The sequence below is a fragment of the Variovorax ureilyticus genome (assembly GCF_037889935.1).
GTDB classification, from domain to species: domain Bacteria; phylum Pseudomonadota; class Gammaproteobacteria; order Burkholderiales; family Burkholderiaceae_C; genus Variovorax; species Variovorax ureilyticus.
Map to the genome: position 1 here is coordinate 36,489 of NZ_JBBKZU010000013.1, position 22,934 is coordinate 59,422.

At 67.9% G+C, this 22,934-nt stretch carries 21 protein-coding genes; 6 read left to right on the top strand and 15 right to left on the bottom strand.

What is annotated here, in order from left to right:
* Positions 1-9: 9 nt before the first annotated feature.
* The gene (locus WKW77_RS25420) at positions 10-870 is read right to left on the bottom strand and encodes a DMT family transporter (protein WP_340359835.1); all 861 of its coding nucleotides are present in this window, start codon (positions 868-870) and stop codon (positions 10-12) included.
* A 175-nt stretch (positions 871-1,045) separates the two neighbouring features.
* Between WKW77_RS25420 and WKW77_RS25425 the strand changes: the two genes are divergently transcribed.
* Positions 1,046-1,909 carry a LysR family transcriptional regulator gene (locus WKW77_RS25425; RefSeq protein WP_340359673.1) on the top strand — a complete coding sequence of 288 codons (864 nt, stop codon included), beginning with the start codon at positions 1,046-1,048 and terminating at the stop codon, positions 1,907-1,909.
* On the opposite strand, the gene WKW77_RS25430 is transcribed toward WKW77_RS25425, so the two are convergent.
* Positions 1,906-4,290: a fatty acid cis/trans isomerase gene (locus tag WKW77_RS25430; protein WP_340359674.1), complete on the bottom strand. Its 2,385-nt coding sequence runs from the start codon at positions 4,288-4,290 to the stop codon at positions 1,906-1,908. The two genes, WKW77_RS25425 and WKW77_RS25430, sit on opposite strands and share 4 nt — an antisense overlap.
* 14 nt (positions 4,291-4,304) lie before the next feature.
* Positions 4,305-5,258, bottom strand: coding sequence for a GlxA family transcriptional regulator (locus WKW77_RS25435; RefSeq protein ID WP_340359675.1), 954 nt, complete (start codon positions 5,256-5,258; stop codon positions 4,305-4,307).
* Between the two features lie 111 nt (positions 5,259-5,369).
* Between WKW77_RS25435 and WKW77_RS25440 the strand changes: the two genes are divergently transcribed.
* Both WKW77_RS25440 and WKW77_RS25445 read left to right on the top strand, forming a co-directional pair.
* Positions 5,370-6,365: an SLAC1 anion channel family protein gene (locus WKW77_RS25440; RefSeq protein WP_340359676.1), complete on the top strand. Its 996-nt coding sequence runs from the start codon at positions 5,370-5,372 to the stop codon at positions 6,363-6,365.
* Positions 6,362-6,616 (top strand): DMT family transporter, encoded by a 255-nt coding sequence (locus WKW77_RS25445; RefSeq protein ID WP_340359677.1) that lies wholly within the window; start codon positions 6,362-6,364, stop codon positions 6,614-6,616. The genes WKW77_RS25440 and WKW77_RS25445 overlap by 4 nt, the downstream gene beginning before the upstream one ends.
* Positions 6,617-6,622: 6 nt before the next feature.
* Here the strand turns inward: WKW77_RS25445 and WKW77_RS25450 are convergent, their stop codons facing one another.
* Complete coding sequence (locus tag WKW77_RS25450) at positions 6,623-7,126, bottom strand: Lrp/AsnC family transcriptional regulator (RefSeq protein ID WP_340359678.1); 504 nt, start codon at positions 7,124-7,126, stop codon at positions 6,623-6,625.
* A 91-nt stretch (positions 7,127-7,217) separates the two neighbouring features.
* On the opposite strand from WKW77_RS25450, the gene WKW77_RS25455 reads away from it, so the two are divergent.
* Both WKW77_RS25455 and WKW77_RS25460 read left to right on the top strand, forming a co-directional pair.
* A complete protein-coding gene (locus WKW77_RS25455) occupies positions 7,218-10,808 on the top strand; it encodes an indolepyruvate ferredoxin oxidoreductase family protein (RefSeq protein WP_340359679.1) in 3,591 nt (1,196 codons plus the stop codon).
* A gap of 90 nt (positions 10,809-10,898) precedes the next feature.
* Positions 10,899-11,213, top strand: coding sequence for a hypothetical protein (locus tag WKW77_RS25460; RefSeq protein WP_340359680.1), 315 nt, complete (start codon positions 10,899-10,901; stop codon positions 11,211-11,213).
* Positions 11,214-11,445: 232 nt separating this feature from the next.
* On the opposite strand, the gene WKW77_RS25465 is transcribed toward WKW77_RS25460, so the two are convergent.
* The 8 genes from WKW77_RS25465 to WKW77_RS25500 are packed head-to-tail and all read right to left on the bottom strand — an operon-like array spanning position 11,446 to position 19,267.
* On the bottom strand, positions 11,446-12,663 hold the full coding sequence (locus tag WKW77_RS25465; RefSeq protein WP_340359681.1) for a PrsW family intramembrane metalloprotease: 1,218 nt from the start codon (positions 12,661-12,663) through the stop codon (positions 11,446-11,448).
* Entirely contained in the window at positions 12,660-13,274 is a 615-nt protein-coding gene (locus WKW77_RS25470) for a hypothetical protein (RefSeq protein ID WP_340359682.1), read from the bottom strand. Before WKW77_RS25470 ends, WKW77_RS25465 begins: the two co-directional genes overlap by 4 nt.
* Before the next feature lie 4 nt (positions 13,275-13,278).
* Positions 13,279-13,818, bottom strand: a complete 540-nt coding sequence (locus WKW77_RS25475) for a hypothetical protein (RefSeq protein ID WP_340359683.1) — start codon at positions 13,816-13,818, stop codon at positions 13,279-13,281.
* 60 nt (positions 13,819-13,878) lie between these two features.
* Positions 13,879-14,580, bottom strand: a complete 702-nt coding sequence (locus WKW77_RS25480; protein ID WP_340359684.1) for a response regulator — start codon at positions 14,578-14,580, stop codon at positions 13,879-13,881.
* A complete protein-coding gene (locus WKW77_RS25485) occupies positions 14,577-15,311 on the bottom strand; it encodes a sensor histidine kinase (RefSeq protein ID WP_340359685.1) in 735 nt (244 codons plus the stop codon). Before WKW77_RS25485 ends, WKW77_RS25480 begins: the two co-directional genes overlap by 4 nt.
* Positions 15,312-15,339: 28 nt before the next feature.
* Positions 15,340-16,887, bottom strand: coding sequence for a phospholipase D family protein (locus WKW77_RS25490; protein ID WP_340359686.1), 1,548 nt, complete (start codon positions 16,885-16,887; stop codon positions 15,340-15,342).
* Positions 16,888-16,908: 21 nt separating this feature from the next.
* On the bottom strand, positions 16,909-18,174 hold the full coding sequence (locus tag WKW77_RS25495) for an MFS transporter (protein ID WP_340359687.1): 1,266 nt from the start codon (positions 18,172-18,174) through the stop codon (positions 16,909-16,911).
* Positions 18,175-18,211: 37 nt separating this feature from the next.
* Positions 18,212-19,267, bottom strand: coding sequence for a beta-keto acid cleavage family enzyme (locus WKW77_RS25500; RefSeq protein ID WP_340359688.1), 1,056 nt, complete (start codon positions 19,265-19,267; stop codon positions 18,212-18,214).
* Between the two features lie 164 nt (positions 19,268-19,431).
* Here WKW77_RS25500 and WKW77_RS25505 point away from each other — a divergent pair, with 164 nt between their 5' ends.
* Entirely contained in the window at positions 19,432-20,400 is a 969-nt protein-coding gene (locus WKW77_RS25505; RefSeq protein ID WP_340359836.1) for an AraC family transcriptional regulator, read from the top strand.
* On the opposite strand, the gene WKW77_RS25510 is transcribed toward WKW77_RS25505, so the two are convergent.
* From WKW77_RS25510 to WKW77_RS25520, 3 genes are read right to left on the bottom strand one after another with little or no spacing between them, the layout of a single operon-like run.
* Positions 20,397-20,957 carry a hypothetical protein gene (locus WKW77_RS25510; RefSeq protein WP_340359689.1) on the bottom strand — a complete coding sequence of 187 codons (561 nt, stop codon included), beginning with the start codon at positions 20,955-20,957 and terminating at the stop codon, positions 20,397-20,399. The genes WKW77_RS25505 and WKW77_RS25510 overlap by 4 nt on opposite strands.
* Positions 20,958-20,990: 33 nt before the next feature.
* Positions 20,991-21,734, bottom strand: a complete 744-nt coding sequence (locus WKW77_RS25515; protein WP_340359690.1) for a carboxymuconolactone decarboxylase family protein — start codon at positions 21,732-21,734, stop codon at positions 20,991-20,993.
* A gap of 24 nt (positions 21,735-21,758) precedes the next feature.
* Positions 21,759-22,871: a beta-keto acid cleavage family enzyme gene (locus WKW77_RS25520; RefSeq protein ID WP_340359691.1), complete on the bottom strand. Its 1,113-nt coding sequence runs from the start codon at positions 22,869-22,871 to the stop codon at positions 21,759-21,761.
* Positions 22,872-22,934: the final 63 nt, after the last annotated feature.

Below are 22,934 nucleotides of genomic sequence, written 5' to 3' on the forward strand. Positions count from 1 at the left end.
CATCGACGCCTAAGGGCGAGCCGCCTTGCGGGCGCTCACGAGCGCGATGCCGGCGAGCACCAGCACGCTGCCGGCGACGAACGGCGCTTCGATCGCTTCGCCGAGCAGCCCCACGCCGAGCAGGACGCCGAACAGCGGCGTGAGAAACGAGAACACGCCCAGGCGCGAGGCGAGATAGCAGCGCAGCAGCCAGAACCAGGTCAGGAAGCTCGCGAAGGACACGACCAGGCTCTGGAAGCCGAGGTGCGCCCAGACGATCGCCGAAGGCTCGAAATGCCCCTGTCCGGTAAGCCACGCGATCGGCAGCAGCAGGATGACGGCGCCGAGCAGCTGGTAGAGCAGCGTCTCGGTCGCCGGGGCCTGAGCGAGCGACGAGCAGCGGATCGTGACCGTCGTCGCGCCCCAGGCGAGTCCGCCCAGAAGCGCAAGGCCATCGCCGAGCAGCGCAGGGCGGTCCACCTGTCCCCACGAAGCGGTATCGGCGCCCAGGAACGCCAGCGCGATGCCCGCGAACGCGACAGCGATGCCGGCCATCTGCCGCGCCCCGAGACGCTCGGCCGGCAGTCGCAGGTGCAGCCCGATGGCGGCGAAGATCGGTGCGGTGTAGAGGAAGACGACCACGTGCGAAGCCGCGGTCAGGCGCAGCGCCTCGGCCACCAGCAGGTACTCGATGCCGAACAGCGCGCCGACCGCCAGCCCCGGCTTCCACCGCCCGGCGCCCGGCATCTCGCCGCGGCGCTGCATGAGCACCGCGAGCAGCACCAAGGCGATGGCGGAGCGGATCGCCACCATCAGCATCGGGCTGGCCTCGTCGGCGATCGCCTTCAGCGAGATCTGCTGCAGGCTCCAGGTGAGGCACAACAGCGTCATCACGCCGATCGCGCGCGCATCGAGCTGGCCGGGTGCGGCGGGCCGAGGGCCGTCGGCGGATGCCGTCGGAAGCGTCGTCAGGGAATTCATGATGGCCGCACTGTGCCGCGCCAAGGCCGGAGCGAAAAGCGCATAATTTTTCTGCGAGCCATTCGCTTATCGAATACGACGACCCATGCAGGACTTGCAGATCGACTGGCTGAAGAGCTTCGTCGCGGCCGTGGACGCGGGCTCGCTGTCGAGCGCCGCGCCCGAAGTGCACCGTTCCCAATCCGCGGTGAGCATGCAGATCAAGAAGCTGGAATCGGCCACCGGATACCGGCTGCTGGTGCGCGGCGCGCGCCAGCTCCAGCTCACGCACGAAGGCCAGACGCTGCTCGGCTATGCGCGCCGCATGCTCGATCTGCACGCGGAGGCGCAGGCGGCGCTGCAGGGCGATTCGCTCTCCGGCGTCGTGAAGCTCGGTGTGCCGGACGACTATGCCAGCCGCTATCTCACGCCCGTGCTCAAGCGCTTCGCGCCGCGCCACGGCGGCGTCGAGATCCAGCTCGATTGCGAGCAGTCGACCGCGCTGATCCCGCGCGTGGCCCGAGGCGAACTCGACCTCGCGCTGGTGTCGCGTGATCACCCGCGGCGCGGCACCCTGCTGTTCCACGAGCCCATGGTGTGGGTGGGTTCTGCGCAGTTCGACATCTGGCGCCGCGACCCGCTTCCCATCGCGGTGTACGAGGCCGCGAGCCTCGGGCGGCGCAGCGCCATCAATTCACTGGCGCTGCAGGGGCGGCCGTACAAGGTGGTCTACAACAGCTCCAACCTCGCGGGCCAGATCGCCGCCGTCGAAAGCGGCCTGGCCGTCGCAGCCCTCACGCAGTGCAGCGCGCCGCCGCATCTGCGGGTGCTCGGGCCGGAAGAAGGACTTGGTCCGCTGGAGCCGATGGAAGTGGCGCTCTACCGCAGCCAGGCCTCGCGCGGCTCGAAGGCGGTGGACAGCCTGCATCGCATGCTGCTGCAAACGCTGCGTTCGCCGCTGCACGGCTAGCGGTTCTCCAGCCGGTTGTAGTCGAGGATGCCGGCGGTCGACGGCTGTGCCTTCTCGTAGGCCGCAAGCAGCGCATCGCTGAAGGCCCAGAAGCCGGGATCGGTGCGGCGCACCGCGAAGCGCTCGGCGAAGTCCGTGTAGTCGGCTTCGGATGCCAGCCCCGCGAGCGCGGCGGTGAAGGCCGGCAGCTCGCGCGCCTGCACCCGGTAGAAGGCATTGGGATAGGCGCCCAGAATGCCAGGCACCACGGTCAGCGTGTTCTCGTCCGGCCGTAGCTGCGCTTTCTCGCGCAGGAAGTACGACACCGAGTTGTGGCCGGTGTCGCGCAACAGGCTGAACCAGCGCGTGGGCCGGCCGGGCGATTCCACCGCGAGCACGCTGGTCTCGTTGGCCCATGAAAGCGAGGCGCCGCGCACCGCCGCGAGCTTCATCAGCTGCGTGCGCAATGCGGCGTCGGGCTCGCTCTGCAGGCTGGGGAACTGATCGCGGGCCAGCGGCGCCATGCGCTGTTCGAGCATGCCGAGCAACTCGGCCCTGGCGTCGCCGGTGCGAAAGCGGATGCTGCTGTCGGCATCCAGCCGCGCCGGGCCGCCGTACACCTGCTGGCGCGTGCGCAGGCTGTCGCCGCGATACCAGGCATCGCGCACGGCTTCGCGCTGGTCCTTCGGCAGCAGGATGAGGAAGTTGAATTCGCCCTCCATGCGCAGGAAGTCCATGTACAGGCGCGAGTTGAGCTGGTGGCCGATGTTGCCGTACACGTCGTAGAGCGCCACCAGCAGGTAGTGGATGCGCTCCAGCAGCGGGTATCCGATGACCCATGCCGTCTTCGGCGGCTGCTCGCCGACGAGGCCCTTGACCACGCTGGCGCTGTCGAAGTGGCGCATCACCGTGAGCGCTGCGTTGGGATTGCGCTCGGGCCCGCCGTTCCAGACCATGTCGAGGTCCACCCGCGCGCCGGCAGCGACGCGTTGGGCGAGGGCCGCCGACTTGGCTTCCAGGTAGCCTTTCTCGAGGTTCGCATAGCGCACCCAGGGCGAGAGCAGGCCGGTGTTGCTGTTGCCCGTGGGCAGCCGCAGCAGGTCTGCCTCCCCCGCCAGCTGGTGCGCCATCGACTCGTCGTAGTTCTTCGACGGCGCAAGGAAGAAGACCCAGAACCGGTCGTCGATCACGTCCAGCGCCATCTGCCCCCGGCAGACCGGGCCCTTGATGAAGCCCATGATGGTGAACTCGGCTTCGTCCAGCATGAAGCTGTAGCGCGCCGCCACGGGCAGTGCCTCGAAGGTCTTGAAAGGGTTGGCCGCGTCTTGCGCGTCATAGCCGGGGAGCCGGTCGACCGCATAGACGGGATCGAGGAAGAGTGTCCGCCAGCGCGCCATGCGCGGCGCGTCGAGCCGGTAGGGCATGTGCGTCTTGGCGACGATGGTTTCGCGCTCGGGCACGAGACGGTAGTACACGCGCGGCACGCCGGGGTCGTCGACGGGGCGGCGCGTGGCGATCTCGCGCACGGGCTGGCCGCTCGGCGTGCCGGAGCGCACCAGCTTGAAGTACTGGCGCGCCTTGTCGTCGTCGAAGTACAGGTGCGCGAGGAAGAGGTGCTCGTACGCATAGCGCGCGAAGAGCTGCTCCTTGAGGCTGTCGCCGTTGAAGAAGCGCTCCCACTGCGCGATGCGTTGCTGCGCCAGCGCGGGCAACGGGGCCACCGGCTCGGCCGGCGCGCCCTGTTCCAGCCACCGGGTGAGCGAGTCGTGCTCGGCGCGCGTGAGCCCGGGCAGGCCGAAAGGCATGCCGCCTTGTGGATTGCGCTTCTCGTAGGCGTCGATCTCCGGACCGGCCGGGCAGCTCTGCGCGCGGTCGATCGAGAAGTCCAGCTCCGTCGGCGCGGTGCCGCTGGTGGGCATCGGGTGCTGCTGCTTGAGCGCGAGCAGGCGATGCATCAAGCCCGCGGTGCGATTGGCTTCGGGCGTGTGCGTGGCCTGCTCGTCGAGCACCGGGACGAAGCCCTTGTCGCGCCACTCCGAGGCCTTGTCCGCATCCACGTAGAGCCGCGACGGGTCGGCGGCCAGGAGGCGCGTGGCGTCGTACACCTTCGTCTTGCTCGCACCGCGCGCGATGCCTTCCCAGCTCGTGGCCTTGAGCTGGCATGGCGCGTCGTAGCAGGCATGGCAGACCACGCAGCGCTTGTCGAGGATGGGTTGGATGGTCCGCGTGTACGACACGTCGTCGGCCTCCGGCGGCGGGCGCCGATCGAAGCGCGTCGGCTGCGCCGGCCCGAACAGTTCGTCGAAGGTGTTCCGGCTGGCGAGGGTTGCGCAGGCGCTCAGGATCAGCAGGCAGGCCAGGAGGGCAAATCGGCGGCTTCGCATGAAGGGCGAGTGTTGCATCTTCGGCCGTGGCTTCATGTCGCGAAGCGGCGCCGGTATTCCACGAGACTGACGCCGAGTCGCCGGCTGAACGCGCGCCGGAAGCCGTCCACGTTCGCATAGCCCACCGCGTCGGCCAGCCGCTTCGCCGGGAGGTCGGACTCCTCGGCCAGGCGGCGGGCGGCGTCGATCCTCGCGTTCTCGACGAATTCCGCGGGCGTCGTGCCGGTCTCGCTGCGGAAGATGCGCGCAAAGGTCCTCTCGCTCATGCGGGCGAGCGAGGCGAGCGCGGGCACCGAGAGGTCGTCCTTCAGGTGGGCCAGCACATGGTCCTGGATCTCGCGCACGCTGGAGCGCTCGGACGTCTGCGCCGCCAGGTGCGCGCTGAACTGGCTCTGGCCGCCGGGGCGCTTGAGGAACATCACCAGTTCGCGCGCCACGCGAAGCGCGAGTTCGCGACCGTGGTCTTCCTCCACCATCGCGAGCGCGAGGTCCATGCCGGCAGTCACGCCGGCAGAGGTGAAGAGCTTGCCGTCCTTGACGTAGATCGCATCCGCTTCGACGCAGGTCCGGGGGTACGCCGCCGCGAGGCGGGCGGTGGAGTTCCAATGCGTTGCGACCCGCTTGCCGTCGAGCAGGCCGGCGGCCGCCAGCACGAACGCGCCGCTGCACACGGAGCCGTAGCGCCTCACCGAGCGGGACTGCCGGCGCAGCCAGCCATGCAGCCGCTCGTCTGCCGCCATGTCATCGAGGTCGGGACTGCCCGCGACCAGCAGGGTGTCGATGGGGCCGCGATGCGTCGCGACGGTCGAATCGACCGCGATGCGCAGCCCGCTGCTGCTCTTGAGGGTGCCCGCCTGGCTGCCGATCACCTGCACCTGGTAGGCCCGCGGCCTGCCGAGTTGACGTGCGGCTTCCGCGAAGACGTCGGCCGGCCCGGCGACATCGAGCAACTGAACGCGCGGAAAGGCAAGGATGGCGACGCGCATGGCTGACAAGGCTCACTGATTGGCAGAAAACGCCGTCAGGCGACACGGACGGCGATCGCAGTCTGGCAGAAACTAGCCACATCTGCAAATTCAGCCAAAGGAGTGAAGACCATGCAAGTCCCATCGATGACCCCCGCCTTCCCGGCGGTGCCCGCCGCCGGCGGGGCCTCGATCCGCAATCTGCCCGTGAACCTGTTCGGCGCCGTGATGGGTCTGTCGGGGCTCGCACTCGCCTGGCGCCTCGCGCATCACAGCCTCGGTGCGCCCGCGCTGGTGGGCGAGGCCATCGGCGCCTTCGCGTTCGGCGTTTTCGCGCTGGTCTCCCTCGGCTACGTGGCGAAGCTCGCGAAGCATCCCGGGGCGGTGCATGCGGAGTTCCATCACCCGGTGGCCGGCAACTTCTTCGGCACCATCGTGATCTCGCTGCTGCTGCTCTCGGCAGTGGCCGCGCCGTACAGCGAAGCCGCCGGGCGCGCGATCTGGACCGCGGGAGTGCTGGCGACCTTCGCGCTCAGCTACGTGGTCGTCTCCCGGCTGCTCAGGGGACAGGTCGATGCATCGCATGCGGTGCCGGCGTGGCTCATCCCGGGCGTGGCCACGCTCGACATCGCGGTGACCGGCGCACACATGCCGATGGCCTGGGCGCCGGAACTGAACCTGCTGGCCGTGGCCGTCGGCGGGGTGCTGGCGCTGGTGCTCTTCGCTCTGATCGTCAACCGGCTGGTGCATCAGTCGCCGCTCGCGCCGCTCATGACGCCCTCGCTGATGATCCTCGTCGCACCGTTCGCGGTGGGCTTCCTCGCCTACGCCAACATCGTCGGTAGTGTCGACCGCTTCTCCGGCCTGCTCTTCTACTTCGCGCTGTTCATGTTCGCGGTGATCGCGCCCAAGGTGTTCCGCCCCAGCGTCACCTTTTCCTCGGCCTGGTGGGCGATCAGCTTCCCGATGGCGGCGCTGGTCAACGCGGCGCTGAAGTACGCGGAGTTCCGCGACAGCCTGGCGCTCGACATCCTCGCCGTGGTGTTGCTCGGCGCGCTGACCGTGGTGCTGGCGGTGCTCGCGGTGCGCACCGTGCGGATCGCGCTCAACGGAAAGCTGTTCACATGAACCGGGGACTCGCGTGGGCTTTCGTCATCGTGGCCGGGTTGCTCGAGATCCTCTTCGCCATCGGACTCAAGCACTCGAACGGCCTCGCGCGGCCCTGGGTCGCGCTGGGCACCGGCCTGGCGCTGGCCGGAAGCCTCGCGATGCTGTCGACCGCGCTGCGCGAGGGTTTCGGCGGCGAGGCTGGCCTCCATCGCCGCGATCGTCGGCGGCGTGGTCGGCCTGCAACTTGCGCGTTGAGCGCCCGTGCGTGAAAGCGTTTAGATGCGCGAGCGCGACATCGGCCCGAAATCCACCGGCAGGTTGCCCTCGGACTTCACTTCGCGCAGCACGATCGCCGAGCGCACATGCGTGACGCCGGCCTGCTCGAACAGCGTCGTGTGCAGGAATTTCTCGTAGTGCTTGATGTCCGGCACATGCACAGTGAGGATGTAGTCGGCCGGGCCGGTGGCCGACACGCAGCGCACGATCGCGGGGCTGGCCTCCACGGCTCTTTCGAAATCGCGCACCTTCGCTTCGTTGTGGCGGTCCAGATTCACTTCGGTCACCGCCGCGAGGTTGAGACCGACCTTCTCGCGGTCGATGACCACGGTGTAGCCGCGGATCACGCCGGCGGCTTCCATTTCCTTGATGCGGCGCCAGCAGGGGGTGGACGAGAGTCCGATCTTGTCCGCAATCTGCTGCACCGTCTGCCGCGCGTCGCGCTGCAGTTCGAGCAGGATCTGCATCGAATAATGGTCCAGGGGAATGGAATCGTCGTTCATGGCTTGAGTTGAGAATGAAATTCTCGAAGCGAGGGTCTATCAGGGTGCTCTTGAGAGAATATTACTCGTGGTCGAGAAGAACAATCCCCGGATGAGCTCGACCCCCCACTCCCCGATCCAGCGCCCCGACTACCAGCTTTTCGACAGCCTCTGGGCACGTTCGGGCGCGATCTTCCTGACCGGCACGCAGGCCCTGGTGCGCATCCTCCTGATGCAGCGCCATCGCGATGACGCCCGCGGCATCAACACGCAGGGTTTCGTCAGCGGCTACCGCGGATCGCCGCTGGGCATGGTCGACCAGGCGATCTGGAAAGCCGGTCCGGCCTTCAAGGAAGCCGGCATCCGCTTCGTGCCTGCGATCAACGAAGAACTGGGCGCCACGCAGGTGCTCGGCACGCAGCGCGTCGAATCCGATCCCGAGCGCACCGTCGATGGCGTCTTCGCGATGTGGTACGGCAAAGGCCCCGGCGTGGACCGCGCGGGCGATGCGCTCAAGCACGGCAACGCCTACGGCTCGTCGCCGCACGGCGGCGTGCTGGTGGTGGCGGGCGACGACCACGGCTGCGTGTCGTCGTCGATGCCGCACCAGAGCGACCATGCCCTTGCCGCATGGAGCATGCCGGTGATGCAGCCGGCCAATGTCGCCGAATACCTGGAGTTCGGCCTGTACGGCTATGAACTCTCGCGGTACTCGGGCGCATGGGTCGGCATGGCCGCGCTCTCGGAAGTGGTCGAGAGCGCGGGCACGGTGGACCTCGACCTCATCGATTCGCGCGTCGCCGCCTGGGCCGACGCCGACACGGTGCGCGCCGCCACCGGCCATCGCGCGCCCCCCGATGGCCTGCATTACCGCTGGCCCGACCTGCCTTCGCTGCGCATCGAATCGCGCCTCGCGGACAAGCTCGAAGCCGTCGCGGCCTTCTCGCGCGTCAACAGCATCGACCGCCACGTGATCGAGAGCCCGCAGGCCAGGGTCGGCATCGTCACCTGCGGCAAGGCGCATTACGACCTCATGGAAGTGCTGCGCCGGCTCGAAGTCACGCCCGAAAGCCTCGCAAGCGTGGGCGTGCGGCTCTACAAGGTGGGCCTGAGCTTCCCGGTCGAGCAGACCCGCATGAAGGCCTTTGCCGAGGGCCTCGACGAGATCCTCGTCGTCGAGGAGAAGGGCGCGATCGTCGAGACGCAGCTGCGCGACATCTTCTACAACGCGCCGCCGGATGCGCGCCCCGCGCTGGTCGGCAAGCACGGCCGCGACGGCAAGCCGCTGGTGTCCGCGCTCGGCGAGCTGCGGCCGTCGCGCCTCATCGAACTCGTGGCGCACTGGCTGTCGGAGCACTTCCCGGGCAATGCCGAGCTCGGCGACCACTTCCAGCATGTGCGCGACTTCACCGTGCCCGAGCTGCTGAGCAACGACGGCGACAGCGTCAAGCGGCTGCCGTACTTCTGCGCGGGCTGTCCGCACAACACCAGCACCAGGGTGCCCGAGGGCTCGACCGCGCGCGCCGGCATCGGCTGCCACTTCATGGCCAACTGGATGGACCGCAGCACCGCCGGCCTGATCCAGATGGGCGGCGAGGGCGTGGACTGGGTCTCGCACTCGATGTTCACGCGCACGCCGCACGTCTTCCAGAACCTCGGCGACGGCACCTACTACCACTCGGGCTACCTCGCTATCCGCCAAGCGGTCGCGGCCAACGCCACGATCACTTACAAGATCCTCTTCAACGACGCGGTCGCGATGACCGGCGGCCAGCCGGTGGACGGCGTCATCAGCGTCGATGCGATCGCGCGGCAGGTGGAGTCCGAAGGCGTCAAGCAGGTGGTGGTGGTGAGCGATGCGATCGGCAAGTACGGCGCGATCAGGCACAAGTTCCCGGCCGGCACCGCTTTCCACGACCGCGGCGATCTCGATGAGGTGCAGCGGCGTTTGCGCGAAGTGCCGGGCGTGACCGTGCTCATCTACGAACAGACCTGCGCGGCCGAGAAGCGCCGCCGCCGCAAGAAGGGCGAGCTGGTCGATCCGGCCAAACGGCTCTTCATCAACGAGGCCGTGTGCGAAGGCTGCGGCGACTGCAGCGTGCAGAGCAACTGCGTCGCGGTGCTGCCGCACGAAACCGACCTGGGCCGCAAGCGCAAGATCGACCAGACGAGCTGCAACAAGGACTATTCGTGCGCCAAGGGTTTCTGCCCGAGCTTCGTCGGCGTGACCGGCGGCGCGCTGCGCAAGAAGAGCGGCGCACTCGCGTCGGGGCGCGATGCCTTCCTCGCCCACGTCGCCGCATTGCCGCGGCCGGCCGCGCACACCTGGGACGCGCCTTATGACCTGCTGGTCACGGGCGTCGGCGGCACCGGCGTGGTGACCGTCGGCGCGGTGATCGCGATGGCCGCCCACCTCGAAGGCAAGTCGGCGAGCGTCCTCGACTTCATGGGCTTCGCGCAGAAGGGCGGCGCGGTGCTGAGCTTCGTGCGCCTGGCCGACATGCCCGCCCGCCTCAACCAGGTGCGCATCGACACGCAGCAGGCGGACGCGATCCTGGCCTGCGACTTCGTGGTCGGCGCCTCGGCCGATGCGCTGCAGACGGTGCGCCATGGCCGCACGCGCATCCTCGCGAACACGCACGAGATCCCGGTGGCCGAATCGCTGCGCAATCCGGATGCCGACCTCAAGGTCGAGCTGCTGCTGGAGAAGATGCGCTTCGTCGCCGGCCGCGACCAGGTCGAGACCTTCGATGCGCAGACGATGGCGGAGGAATTCCTCGGCGACACGCTGGCCTCGAACATCCTCGCGACCGGCTACGCATGGCAGCGTGGGCTGATCCCGCTGAGCCTGGAGGCGCTCACGCGCGCGATCGAGCTGAACGGCGTCGCTGTCAAGGCGAACCTCATGGCCTTCTCGCTCGGCCGGCTCGCCGCCGGTGCGCCGCAGGCGGTCGAAGGGCTGCGCGGCGCCCCTGCGAACGACACGACGGACGAGTCGCTCGAGGCACTGATCGCGCGTGCGCGTGTCCATCTCGCCGGCTACCAGAACGCAGCGTGGGCCGGGCGCTTCGAGGCGCGCGTGCGCGCCATGCAGCAGCGCGAAGCCGCGATCGCAGGCGGCGACCGCGCATTGCCGGTCACGCGCAATGCGGCGCGCAGCCTGCTCAAGCTGATGAGCTACAAGGACGAGTACGAAGTCGCCCGTCTCTACAGCGACGGCAGCTTCCGCGAGAGGCTCGCCGAGCAGTTCGAAGGCGACGTCAAGCTGGAGTTCTACATGGCCCCGCCGCTGCTCTCGCGCCCCAGGAACGGGCAGGCGCCCGCCAAGATCCGTCTTGGTGCATGGATGCTGCCGGCGATGAAATGGCTGGCGCGCGGCAAGCGGCTGCGCGGTACGGCGTTCGATGTGTTCGGCCACACCGAGGAACGCAAGCTGGAGCGCACGCTGATCGGCCAGTTCGAAGCGCGGCTCGACGAAGTGATGGGCGAGCTTTGCGCCGACAACCAGAAGCTCGCGGCGCAGATCGCCGCGGTGCCCATGACGATCCGGGGCTACGGCCATGTGAAGCTCGCCAACCTTGCCTTGGCGCGCGGCCGCGAAGCCGAACTGATGCATCGCTTCTCGCCGGGCCGCTATCCGCGACCGGCGACCGAGGCGAAAGCCGGGCAGATCCGCGGTATCGCGGTGGTCGCGGCTTCCTAGTCGCCAGTCGGCGCTGGCAAGAGACGGCGCTGTAGTCGATGATGTCGGGACGTCCACGACGAATCACCGCCATCGGAAGGAAACCGGATCGTGCATGAGCTGAGCTTCCGTTCTCTCCTGTACCGCTACTTCTTTTTCCAGTGGCTCTTCCTGGACGTCAATCAGGGCGGCCCCATCGAACGCTCGGTGGCCCGGCGGCACAACCGGGCCCAGGCGCATTGGCTTCTCACGTACATGTGGCGCTGGATGTGTTGCGCCGTGCTGTTGTATGGCCTCGGCGGACTCGTCGAGATCGTGATCGGTGCGCCGGCGGTCTCGGCGCTGTTCTACGTGCCGAGCGCCTTGAGCGTGTCGGTGAACGCGGTGATCGTGGCCGCGTGGCTGGGGCTCCAGAGGCCGGCGTGAAAGCTCACCCCCAGCCTCGCCCACTTCGTGTGGCTCGGGCACCCCCTCTCCGGGGGCAACCCCAGCGGCCCGGCAAAGCCGGTTCCGCGGGGGCATTGAGTTCACCCCCAGCCTCGCCCACTTCGTGTGGCTCGGGCACCCCCTCTCCGGGGGCAACCCCAGCGGCCCGGCAAAGCCGGTTCCGCGGGGTTCCTGGGTTTGGCTGTGCCGGTTTCGGGCGATGCGGGGGCGTTCAGGCTGAGGCGGGCGGCTGCAGGATCGCGTCCAGCTTGGCCCTGACGCGCCGGATCGCCCGCTCGTGCCGGGCGGTTCGCGCACCCCTTCCGTACATGCCGGCCTTGAGTACCAGCCGCAGCTGCTCCCGCTGCAGGCGCGTCTTGAGGCGGCGCGCCCGGCGGCCGTAGGCCTGGCCGATCTCGCGCCGCACGCGCCAGCGGTCCAGCGGCGATCCCAGGCGCAGCCATTCGTCATCGCGCAGCAGGTCGCGCTCGGGCACGAGCGAGGCGGCCAGCGTATGCAGGTAGGCGCCGGTCTCGCGGGTCGCTGCGTGCCAGATCAGCGTCACCGCGAACAGCACCGGCAGGCCCTTGGCCAGCAGGAGCAGCGCAAGGCCCGGGAAGTCGTCGCTGAACCAGTCTTCCATCCAGGGCGAGTTCCAGACGAAGTGCATCGCCCATGCGAGCACGAAGCACCCCGCCGCCATGCCGATGCGCGCGGCGCGCGTGCGCTCGGGTCGCAACATGAACAGGGCCAGGCCGTAGGAGGCCACCGCGGTGAAGGCCGCGTGCGTCCACAGGCCGCTGAGCACGCCGCGCGTGACCAGGTCCCACAGAACCGGCTGGACCTGGCTGTCCGACGGGAAGTTCATGGCCGAGCGCACGGTGTAGTTCAGGTTCTCCACCACCTGGAAACCCAGCCCCGCCATGGCGCCGACGATGAGCACGGACACCTCGGTGCGGAACTGGTTGCGCGCCGTCAGGATGATCAGGATCACGCCGGCCAGCTTCAGGAATTCCTCGGTGATGGGCCCCGCCAGCGCCGGGCCCCAGACGGCCGCGAACTCCGGCGAGACGAGCTTGGCCGCGAGGCTCTGGATCGCGTTGTTGGCCGGCGCCGAAAGATGCGCGGCGCCCAGGCCGCCCCAGGCAAACGCCAGGACGTAGGCAGCGGGCGGATGCTGGTCGAGCAGGTCCATCGCGCGGAACAGCACCACGAAGCCCACCGTGTAGAGCGCCCACGCCAGCAGGCCCAGCAGCGCCGCCACCGGCACCACCCGGAAGCCCGAGCCGAACAGCTGTCCGATGGAGAACAGCCCGTTGAGAAGCAGCACCACGAGCAGCCAGAAGGACGCGCGCGTCGGCTGGAAGCACGGGTCGATGCCCGCGACGCCGCTGTGCGTCGCCGCGCCGGCGGCCGGCGGCATCGGGGTCGAGGCGGCACTCTGGTTCACGATGCCTCGAGGTCCATGGAGGCGACCATGCGCCGGGCTTCTTCCAGCGCCTCCGCGGCACTGGCGGCGTTGTCGTTCGGACCGTAGAAGTCCACCTGCACCACCATGGAGCGGCCGGGATCGACCATCAGCCAGAACCGCCCGCTGAGCTTGGTGCCGTAGTAGGCGAAGGTGGTGCCCTGGAGACCCCACTCGGTGAGGACGTTGGAGACGTCGCCCTGCACATGCAGGCGCTGTCCGCGCTCGATCACGCGCTGCTGGCGCTCGAGCGGGCCCTCCGGACCGCCCAGCCAGCGCGACGTTCGGACCGCGAAGGTGTGCCCGTTCTTGAAGAGCACCATCGTCTGGCCGGGCCGCGAGCGCGCGACGTTCATCTGCCATCCTTCGGCGGGCGCGAAGCGGGCCGCTCCGACGGTCACCGGCTCGCCCGCGGGGAGCGTCCTCGTGCTGGGGACGCGACGATCCCACAGTTGCAGGCCGCCCACGTAGACCGTGATGGCCAGGAGGATGGCCAGCGTCGCCGGCCACGTGCGATAGGCGGCCCGGGCGGCCGCGCGGGTGTCGGGGCGGGCGTCGGGGTCTGGGGCCGCGCGAGCGGCGGACAGGGACATGCGGCTATCCGGCGAGCCACCGCGCTCCGGACGGAAGCGAACCCGGCTTCATGCCGGGGCCTTCCTGGTCGCTGTCGTCCGCGCCGTCGTCCTTGCCGCAGGCATTCACCAGCGGCCCCGGGCACTCGGTGCGGAACTGCAGATAGCCCAGCGTGCTGCCCGCTACCGTCAGCCCGACGAACAGGAGCCAGGCCGCGGCGGCGGCGCCTCTGCGCGCGCGCCAACGCCGCCCGAATTGCCTGGATGCCCGATCGCCGTCGCCGTGGAGCTGGACTTCCAGTTCCCCGAGCGAGCGCCCGAGGGCCGAGAGGTGCCTGCCGATGGCCAGCGCCTTGAGGCTCCCGAGCACCGCGACCGCCACCGGGACGGCCCACACCAGCCCGGAAAAGCCCACGAGCGACTGCGAATTGGCCGCCACCCAGGCGAAGACGACGGCGGCGCTGACGATGCATACCCGCTCGAGCGAGGCGAGTTCGGCCATGCAGGCCGTGGCTTCGGCGTGGAGCGCTGCGTACTCGTCCTTCGGCAGCGTGGGTTCGGTCATGGGATCCTCCTGATCTGCGAAATGGTGCAGCAGGCAGGATTGTCAACGAGTGTCGATTCGTCAGCGCTCCGCGATGCCGTGCCTGATGGCGAAACGGACCAGGTCGACCGAGCGTTTCGCGTGCAGGGCTTCCATCATCTGGTACTTGTGGAACTCGACCGTCCGCGGCGAAATATCGGTCTTCGCGGCGATCTCCTTGGCCGAGAGGCCTTCGGCGAGCATGCGCAGGATTTCGAGCTGACGAAGGGTCAAGCCGCCGACGGGGTCGGATGACGTCGCCGGTCCGCGCTTCATCACTTCGAACACCTGACCGGCGATCGCGGGGCTGACGAACGTGCCTCCTTCGAGGGCGGAACGCACGCCCTGCAGCAGTTCGGTTGTCGCCGCCTGCTTCAACACATAGCCTGCCGCGCCCGCTTCGAGGGCGCGCCGCACGTAGGCGACCTCACGATGCATGCTGAGGAAGACCACCGGAATCCACAATCCGTCCCTTCGCATCGCCGCCAGCGCTTCGATGCCGTTGAGCGAGGGCATCGAGATGTCCGCGACGACCACGTCGGGAAGAAGCCTGTGCGCCGCTTCGACCATGGCGTGTCCGTCCTCGGCCACCTCGAGCAGATCGAAATCGGCAGCGAGCAGGCTGCGCACGCCCTGCGCAACGATCGGGTGGTCCTCGGCGAGCAGCACGCGCGGGCGGGTCATTGGAGTACCTTCGCGCAGCAGCGCTTCGGTATTCGCCTTCGGAACGGCCGGGCGGCTCATGGCGCCTCCGTCAGTGGTATCCACGCGGTGACCATCGTCCCGCCTCCGGGGACGCTGTCGACATCCAGCGCTCCGTCCAGCAGGCTCATCCGCTCGCGCATGCTCTCGATGCCGAGGCTCACGTGAGCTTTGCGGCGCAGCCCTTCGATGCCGCGGCCGTTGTCGCGCACGGCAAGGAGCAGCCGGCCATCGCCGCCGAGCAGGGCCACGCGCACCTCGGTCGCTCGCGCATGCCGAACCACGTTGCGCAACGCCTCTTGCGCGACCCGAAAGAGGCCGAGCGCCGCATCGACGGGCAAACCGGGTGGCACGGGGCCTGTATCCACCTGGACGCGGATGGCCTCCGTGCGTGCAACGCGATCGCACTCCGACTTCAGCGCATCGACAAGGCCGAGGTCTTCGATGACCGTCGGATGCAGGCGGTAGGAGAGCGCATGAACGTCTTCGCCGAGTGCCGCCAGCCCCTCGCGTGCAGAGCGGATGGCGTCTGTGCGTTGCGTCTCGTTGCCGCCGGTCTCCATCAACGAGACCTGCATCGCCAGCGCGGCCAGGCGTTGGCTGATGTCGTCGTGGAGTTCGCGCGCCAGCCGGCGCCGCTCGTCTTCATGCGCGTCGACGAGCCGTCGACCCAGGCTGCGCGCTGCGTGCTCGGCGCGCTGGCGGCCTGCGTGCTGCCAGATCAAGGCCGCGACCAGCGCCGCCTGCAGCAGGATGACGATCACGGTTTCCATGATGTCCTCGCATCTCTCAGAGGAGCTCTCAGAGGAGCCACTCGATGGGAAGGATCGCGAGCATCCCGACGCCCATGCGCTTGGCCGCGCTGGTCTCGGGGTCGGAATCGTGGCGAACCTCCTGGCCGGCCGACTTGTCCTCGATCCACTGCAGTTCGTTTCCATCCGGGGTCAGCCGAACTCTGTACGCGATCTGCCTGACCTCGTCGTCGAAGGTGCGTGCGAGATCTCCCGCGAACTGCTCGCTCTCGATCACCATGCCCATCTCGGTGTTCAGCCTGGCCGAGCGCTGGTCGAAGTTGAAGGAGCCGATGAAGATGCGCCGCCGGTCCACGGCATAGGTCTTGGCGTGCAGGCCCGCCACCTTGGCGGCGCCGAACCGGCCTTTGACTTTCAGCGACTCCTCGGTGGCGGTGGGCTTGAGCTCCCACAATTCGACCCCGGCCCTGAGCAGATCACGGCGCCGCTTCATGTAGCCGGCATGCACCACGGCCTCGTCCGAAGCCGCCAGCGAGTTCGTCAGGATGCGCACGCGCACGCCCCGGCGGGCCAGGTCCGACAGCGCGGCGGTGCCTTCGTCGCCGGGAACGAAGTACGGCGACACGATGTCGAGCGACTTCTCGGGACGCCCCAGCGACTGGATGAGCACGGGCAGGAGCAGGACATCCGTGCGCGCTTCGCGGTCGAGCGTCTTCGCTGGATCGTCGTGGACGACCTTCGCGGTGGTCCATTCGATTCGGAGGCTGTGGTTGCGCAGGTCGTCCATCAGCGTCGCCTCACGCACGGCGTCGAGGTAGGCGCGGGAGATCGGGTCGACCTCGGTCTGCGCGAACCTTGCCAGCAGCTGTTCGGCGGCGTCGGGGGCGGCAGGTCCCACGAAGCCGGCCGCCGGATAGGCCGAGGCGCTGTTCCAGAAAAGGTCGAACTCGCGCGAGACGTCCTGCACGACCGGGCCCACTGCGACGACGTCGATGTCGGCGAATCCGATCCCCTCTCCGGCACCGAAGTATTCGTTCGCGATATTGCGGCCACCGACCACCGCCATCTGGTTGTCCACCGTGAAGGACTTGTTGTGCATCCGCCGGTTCAAGCGCCCGAAATCGGTGAGGTACGCGAGCCCGCGCGACTTTCGTTGCGCGAAGGGGTTGTACAGCCGGACCTCGATGTTCGGATGCGCATCGAGCGCGGCGATCGTCGCATCGTTGCCCGACGTGTTGGCATCGTCGAGCAACAGGCGGACGCGCACGCCGCGCTCGGCCGCCTTCCACAAGGCCTGCCACATCAGGTAGCCGACCTGGTCGCCGTTCCAGATGAAGTACTGGGCGTCGATCGAGCGCTCCGCGGCACCGGCCAGCAGCACGCGCGCAGCGAATGCGTCATGAGGCTCGGGCAGCTTGTGGATGCCCGACAGACCCGGATGCGCGGACGTCAGCGGCGCGCCGCTTCGCCCCAGGCGCGTGTCGGCGGTGTCGACCCGTGCCGTGGTGTCGGAGCGATCGCTCGGTGGGGGAAGACTCGCGCATCCCGCCGTGACAAGGGCTAGCGCGAGGGCGAGGTGTCGAAGCAGGTGGGTCATGAATGAACTCCTCGAGGACCTTCAATGGGCAATCACGTCGCGTGGCGCGAATGCGATGCGCGGGCCGCGTGCCGCCAGGGCGAAGAACGCCGCCCCGGCAATCGCAAGGAAGTCGGTTGCCAGCAGGACGTTCGTCAATGCGGTGGTCGAGCCGTCCGCGATCAGCCGGTCGCTGATCGCTCCCACCGCCAGGTTGCCGATCGCGATGGCGAAGATGTTGATCAGCAGCATCGTGAAGCCCGTGACCGTCGAGCGCATCGTGGGCGGCGTCAATCCCTGGATGACGGCCATCGACGGCCCGTAGGTCGCCAATGGCAGGAAGAAGCCGGCGCACATGCCGATGTAGAAGAGCGCGGAGCCCGGCTCGACGAGACGATAGGCAACCATCAGCGGGCCGCAGACGACGATCAGGAGCGCGACGAAGCCGGCATGCCCGCCCTTCATGCGCCTGGCCAGCGTGTCGCTCAGCACGCCGCCGACGACCGATCCGAGCACGCCGAACACGATCTGGAGAAGGCCGATCTGCCGGGCGATCGAGGCGGCATCGAAGCCGCGTTCGCGCACCAGCCACAACTGCGTGAACGAGAGCCCGGCGAACACCATGTGCACGAGCACGAAGCCCACGATCGTCTGAATCACGGTGGGGCTCGCGCGCAGCGCGGCGAACACGTTGCGCACCTGCTGTGCGAACGGCGCTCCCCGTTCGCCATGGGCGTCCCCGTCACGCCGATCACGCAGCCACAGCAGCGGAAGCGCGATGACGACGCCGGCCGCGCCCAGCAGCGAGAACGTGTGCCGCCATCCCAGGGACGCGCCGAGCGTGCCGGCGAGCGCGAAGGCCAGCCCGATGCCGAGCGGGATGCCCATGAAGAACACGCCCACCGCCGTCCCCGTGCGAGCGGCCTTGAAGAGTTCCATGAGAAGCGAGACCGCTGCCGGCACCAGCGCCGCTTCGCCCGAGGCCACGAGGAAGCGGGCCGCCACCATCTGGCCGAAGTTCTGCGCCTCGCCGGAAGCCGCGGTGCACACACTCCAGACCAGGATACCTGCCGCGATGACGCGGGTGCGGCTGAAGCGGTCGGCCAGGGAGCCCATGAACACCGCCATCACGCCGAAGCTCAGCACCCATACGGCGCCAGTCAGAAAGCCGTACTGCGCATTGCTGATCGCCAGGTCGTTCGTGATCTGCGGCGAGAAGGCGAGCAGCATGTTGCGATCGATGTGGGCCATCACGTGGATCGCCAGCAAGGCGAACAGCACGGAGTGGGAATGCTCTTTCCAGCGCATGTGGGCTCTCCTCGTGACGTGGGGCCGGCGGCCGGGTTCAGGCGGCCAGGCGCAGCGTAGCGCCGCGCTCGCCCGTGCGGCGGTTGGGCGCGTAACCCAAGCGAGACAGTGTCTCGTCGGCGTTACGGTAATGATCTCCGAGACGGTAGATCTGTCGCGCCTGCGCGCCGGTGGCCACTTCGCGGTGCAACTCGCGCGAGATGCGCACCATCTGTTCGACCTGCTCCACGCTGGTCATGCGCTGGCCCTTGCGGCCCCACAGGTTGTCCTCGATGCCCACGCGCACGTGCAGGCCCATCGCGATGGCCATCGTGTTCAGCGGCAGCACGTTGCGCATGATGCTTTCGATCGTCAGCACTGCGCCCGGCGGCACGCGGCGCACGAACTCCATCATGTTGTAGGGGTTCGGCCCGTCGGCGCCGCCGCCGATACCGACCCAGTTGAGCACCAGCGGACCGGTGTAGACGCCGCGGCGAATCAGCCGCTCGACGGTCTCCAGCTGGCCGACGTCTCCGAGCATGAAGTGCGCCTGGATGCCCGCAGCCTGCAGGCGGCGCAGATGCTCCTCGACGAAGGCGGGGCCCGATGGAATCCACATCTCGCGGTACGCCTGCTGGTAGGCCGGCAGCGCCAGCGACGTGCCTGCCACGTCGTCCGGGCTCAAAAGCTCGCAGACGTTCATCTGGTTGGTGTTGATCGCGATGGTCACCTGGTCGGGCTTCGGATCGAGCTCGGCCAGCATGTGCCTGGTGTCGTCGTCGAGCCACTTGGCCTCCGCGCCTTGTCCTTCCGGCGCGAACGAGATGGAGCCGCCGACCTGCAGCACCATCTCGGGCACCGCCGCGCGAAGGCGGGACAGCATCTCGTTGAACATCGACAGCCGCTTGCTTCCCTTGCCGTCCGCCTCGCGCACGTGCACATGCAGGACGGTGGCGCCTGCGTTCCAGCAATCGACGGCCTTCTGCACCTGCTCGGCCATCGTCAGCGGGATGTCGTCGGAGTCGCCGGGCAGGAACTCGGGTCCATAGGGCGCGACCTGGATGACCAGGGGTTGCTGGTTCTCGGGCAGCAGCGAGTCGTCGAGAAAGTTCATCGTGGTTCCTTTCGATGGGGCTGGATGGCCGTGATTGTTTCGCTGGCCTGCGCCGATCGGCTTGACGTTGCGGGACAGCGACTTACCATTTCGGGACCGTGCGAGAAACCCCCAGATCGCCGCTCGTCCGCAGCGCGTCGCTCACAGACTTTGCTGCTGTGGCGATGGCGTGCGGGCTCGATCCGCGCGCGCTGGTCGCGGAAGTCGGCCTCCCATCGGACTGCCTCGACGAGCCGGACCTGAAGGTGCCGGCGCGCCTCGTGTGCCATCTTCTCGAAGTAGCTGCTGCGCGAGGTGGCGAGCCGGCACTGGGTCTTCGCATGGCGCAATCGCGTCAACTCTCGAATCTGGGGCCCCTTGGCTTGCTGGTGCGCGACGAACTCACGTTAGGTGCAGTCCTCGAGGCGTTGGTCCAGCACATCCACGTGCACAACGAAGCGCTCGCCGTTCGCCTCGAGAAGACCGGCAACCTGGTGGTGATCTACGAGGAGATCGTCGGCGTCGGCGAGCAGCCGGTTGGCCAGGCCAGCGAACTGGTGGTGGGCGTGACGTTCCGGATACTGAGTTTCTTCCTGGGTGCGGGCTGGCGACCGCGGCTCGTCTGCTTCTCTCACCGTGCGTCTGCCACGCTGCGAGCGCACCGCGCCTTCTTCGGCGAGGCCGTGGAGTTCGGCCACCAGTTCAACGGCATCGTCTGCAACGGCGCCGACCTGGACGCGCCCAACCCGGCCGCCGATCCGGTCATGGCCCGCTATTCGAAGCGATTGCTGGAGCGTGAACTGGGCCCCGATTCGCGCTTCAGTGAACGCGTGCACCAACTCGTCGTGCTCCTGCTGCCGCGCGGGCATTGCCGGGTGGAGGTCGTTGCGCGGCATCTGGGCGTCGATCGACGCACCGTCGCACGAGGTCTCTCCGCCGAAGGCACGAGCTTCAGTGAATTGGTCGACGAGTTGCGCGACGAGCTGCTTTCCCGTCATCTGGAAGAAGGCCGCGGGCCCCTCGGCGAACTGTCCGTCCTGCTCGGGTTCTCGACGCCCAGCGCGTTTTCGCGTTGGCATCGAACGCGTTTCGGGGTGTCCGCAAGTCAGCGTCGAGAAGTCCGAACGGACGCGCTTCGGACCGGACGTCCCTAGCGCTTGTGGGCCGAGGCGTCCTCGCGCAGCGGCCACGCCTTCGGATTCGAGAGGAACATCGCCGTGAGTTGCTTCATCCCGAGAACCCGGCCCAGCTCGCAGAACGAGAAGAACGGGACGAAGGCGACGACCAGCATCAGCGTGCGCGCGACAAGTTCGTCCCTGCCGATCGACGCGATCTCCTGCAACCCACCCAGAAGTCCCTGTTTGTGGATCCAGCCGGCAATGAGATGCTCCAGAACGCCGAACAGCATGACCAGCAAGCCGAACAGGACGGACTTGTAGATCACCGGAACGATCAGCGCGCGGTCCTCGAAGCGGCGGCTGAAGCCGAACAGCTTGCCGATCAGCACGACCTTGGCGATGACCAGGGCTTCGATCAGCGCGATGCCGTAGTGCAGGTAGATGACGCCGGTTTCGGCCTCGACCAGCCGGCGGTAGACGGTGAACAGGCCGAGAAGGACCCACAGGTACAGCGTGATGATCCAGTAGATCTTCAGCTCCTCGATCGCCCGTTCCTTCAGGCCGTGGGCGGTGCCGGATTCAGCGTGTTCCATCGAAGCGTCCTCCGTTCGGTCATCGGCGCCGGTTCATCCGGCCCGCGCGGCATCATTGAGCCGTGCCATCTCCTCGTCAAGAATCGGCACGCCGAGGTTGCATGCCTGCACGCCCTGCACGACGCAGAGCTTCAGCACCTCCATGATTTCCTCCATGGTGGCGCCGGCCGCGAGCGCGTTGCGAATGTGTCGCCGCGTGCCTGGCGCGTACATGTGGGTATAGGAGACGTCGAAGGCGATGCTGAGCAATTCCACGTCCTTCGCAGGCAGGACGCCACTCGCATAGACCCCCCCACCGGTGGCCATGAACGCGTCGGTCCACGCGGGATCGAGTTCGTAGAAAGGATCCCAGGCGTCGTTCCATTGGCCGATGGCCTTCATCTGGTCGCACGCCGGCGTCGCGGGCTTGACCTTCAGCTTGGGCCGGGCGCCCGCGGCCTTGCCTTCCTCCAGCAGTATCGGAGCACCGAGGCTGCACGAATGGATCGACAGCAGCGATGCCATCTTCAGCACCATGAGGACTTCGGCCCGGGTCGCACCTGCCTGCAGGGCGCCTCGGATGTGGCGGCGCGTTCCCTCGGGATTCAGGTTCGTGCAGGCGGCATTCACCGCGACACCGATCAGTTCGACCAGCTTGCGCGGCAGGACGCCGGACCGCCACGGGTTGGTTGCCATGCGAGCGCAGGTGTTCGCCCAGGCGGGTTCCCACTCGTGCAAGCGCTGGAGCGCGTCACCCCAGGGTCCGGTGTCGGATTGCTCGTCAGCTCGCGGGTTCAAGACGCGACTCCGAGGTGCCGCCACCTAAAGAATGCTGACCGGATTCGTCCGGGCCTGAGCCACCTTCGGCGCGCGCCCGTCGGTTTCGTAGGAGAGGAAGCCCTGGTAGCCCTCCTTGCGGTTCGGGGGAAGGCCGAGGTTGAACAGCGTCTCTTCGACGGTCTCGTACCACACGCCGATCTTCATGATCTTGCGCGCCTCGTCCGCGGTGGCAACCTTGCGGCCGAATTGTTCGCTTTGCTTCACGGCCCATTCGACCTGCTTGACCGTCGGCCAGCGCTTCTTGTGCATGTCCCAGATGTTGTCCTCGATGCCGACGCGAACATGGCAGCCGAGGATCGTGGCCAATTGCTGAATCGCGATGTTCCCGCGCATGCTGCTCCAGAACGTCACGCTCGAAGAGCCGTGCGGCGTGCGGCGCAGCATCTCCATCCAGTCGAACGGGTTGCGGCCCATCGAGCCGCCGCCATAGCCGCACAGCGCCACGTTCATGGGTCCCATGTAGATACCGGCACGGATCAGGCGCTCGATGATCTCGAGTTGGTGGACGTGGCCGGGGACGAAGTAGGGCTGGATCTTGTTCGCGCGCAGGCGCTTGAGATGCTCGACGTAGAAAGACGGCGTCGAGTCCACGACCATGCCGCTCCAGGCCTCGGCGACCTTCGGGTCGGCCAGGTGCGTACCGTCCGCGTCGCCCGGGATGAACGCCTGCGTGATGTCCCACAGCGTCGTGCCCGTGGTGATCGTCACGCAGTCGGGCTTGGGGTCGAGCTCGGTCAGCATGTGACGGGTGTCGTAGTCGAGCCACTTTGCCTTGGCGCCCTCGGTGTGCGGTGCGAAGGAGATCGAGCCGCCGACCTGGAGGATCATCTTCGGCACCGCGTTGCGCAGCTTGGCGATGAACTCGTTGTACTGGTCGAAGTTGCTCGAGCCCTCGCCGGTCTTCGGGTCGCGCACATGGACGTGCAGCATCGTCGCGCCGGCGTTGTAGCAATCGACTGCCGCCTGCACCTGCTGGTCCCAACTCAATGGCAGGTCTTCCACGTCGCCCGGAAGCCACTCGGGGCCGAAAGGCGCCGCCGTGATGATCGTGGGCTGCATGTTTTCGGGGAACAGCGAATCGTCCGTGTAGTACATACGTCACTCCTTCGTTGAACTCAGGTCTTCACGCCAGGTGATTGCGTCCACGAAGGATGAACC

Bases quoted from the DNA above. Each gene is read 5' to 3' on its own strand.
- WKW77_RS25430 (WP_340359674.1), bottom strand. From the start codon at position 4,290: ATGCAACACTCGCCCTTCATGCGAAGCCGCCGATTTGCCCTCCTGGCC.
- WKW77_RS25420 (WP_340359835.1), bottom strand. From the start codon at position 870: ATGACGCTGTTGTGCCTCACCTGGAGCCTGCAGCAGATCTCGCTGAAG.
- WKW77_RS25485 (WP_340359685.1), bottom strand. From the start codon at position 15,311: ATGGAAACCGTGATCGTCATCCTGCTGCAGGCGGCGCTGGTCGCGGCC.
- WKW77_RS25435 (WP_340359675.1), bottom strand. From the start codon at position 5,258: ATGCGCGTCGCCATCCTTGCCTTTCCGCGCGTTCAGTTGCTCGATGTC.
- WKW77_RS25510 (WP_340359689.1), bottom strand. From the start codon at position 20,957: ATGGAACACGCTGAATCCGGCACCGCCCACGGCCTGAAGGAACGGGCG.
- WKW77_RS25450 (WP_340359678.1), bottom strand. From the start codon at position 7,126: ATGAACGACGATTCCATTCCCCTGGACCATTATTCGATGCAGATCCTG.
- WKW77_RS25480 (WP_340359684.1), bottom strand. From the start codon at position 14,580: ATGAGCCGCCCGGCCGTTCCGAAGGCGAATACCGAAGCGCTGCTGCGC.
- WKW77_RS25455 (WP_340359679.1), top strand. From the start codon at position 7,218: ATGAGCTCGACCCCCCACTCCCCGATCCAGCGCCCCGACTACCAGCTT.
- WKW77_RS25505 (WP_340359836.1), top strand. From the start codon at position 19,432: ATGGCGTGCGGGCTCGATCCGCGCGCGCTGGTCGCGGAAGTCGGCCTC.
- WKW77_RS25490 (WP_340359686.1), bottom strand. From the start codon at position 16,887: ATGACCCACCTGCTTCGACACCTCGCCCTCGCGCTAGCCCTTGTCACG.
- WKW77_RS25500 (WP_340359688.1), bottom strand. From the start codon at position 19,267: ATGAACTTTCTCGACGACTCGCTGCTGCCCGAGAACCAGCAACCCCTG.
- WKW77_RS25495 (WP_340359687.1), bottom strand. From the start codon at position 18,174: ATGCGCTGGAAAGAGCATTCCCACTCCGTGCTGTTCGCCTTGCTGGCG.
- WKW77_RS25425 (WP_340359673.1), top strand. From the start codon at position 1,046: ATGCAGGACTTGCAGATCGACTGGCTGAAGAGCTTCGTCGCGGCCGTG.
- WKW77_RS25475 (WP_340359683.1), bottom strand. From the start codon at position 13,818: ATGACCGAACCCACGCTGCCGAAGGACGAGTACGCAGCGCTCCACGCC.
- WKW77_RS25440 (WP_340359676.1), top strand. From the start codon at position 5,370: ATGCAAGTCCCATCGATGACCCCCGCCTTCCCGGCGGTGCCCGCCGCC.
- WKW77_RS25470 (WP_340359682.1), bottom strand. From the start codon at position 13,274: ATGTCCCTGTCCGCCGCTCGCGCGGCCCCAGACCCCGACGCCCGCCCC.
- WKW77_RS25445 (WP_340359677.1), top strand. From the start codon at position 6,362: ATGAACCGGGGACTCGCGTGGGCTTTCGTCATCGTGGCCGGGTTGCTC.
- WKW77_RS25520 (WP_340359691.1), bottom strand. From the start codon at position 22,871: ATGTACTACACGGACGATTCGCTGTTCCCCGAAAACATGCAGCCCACG.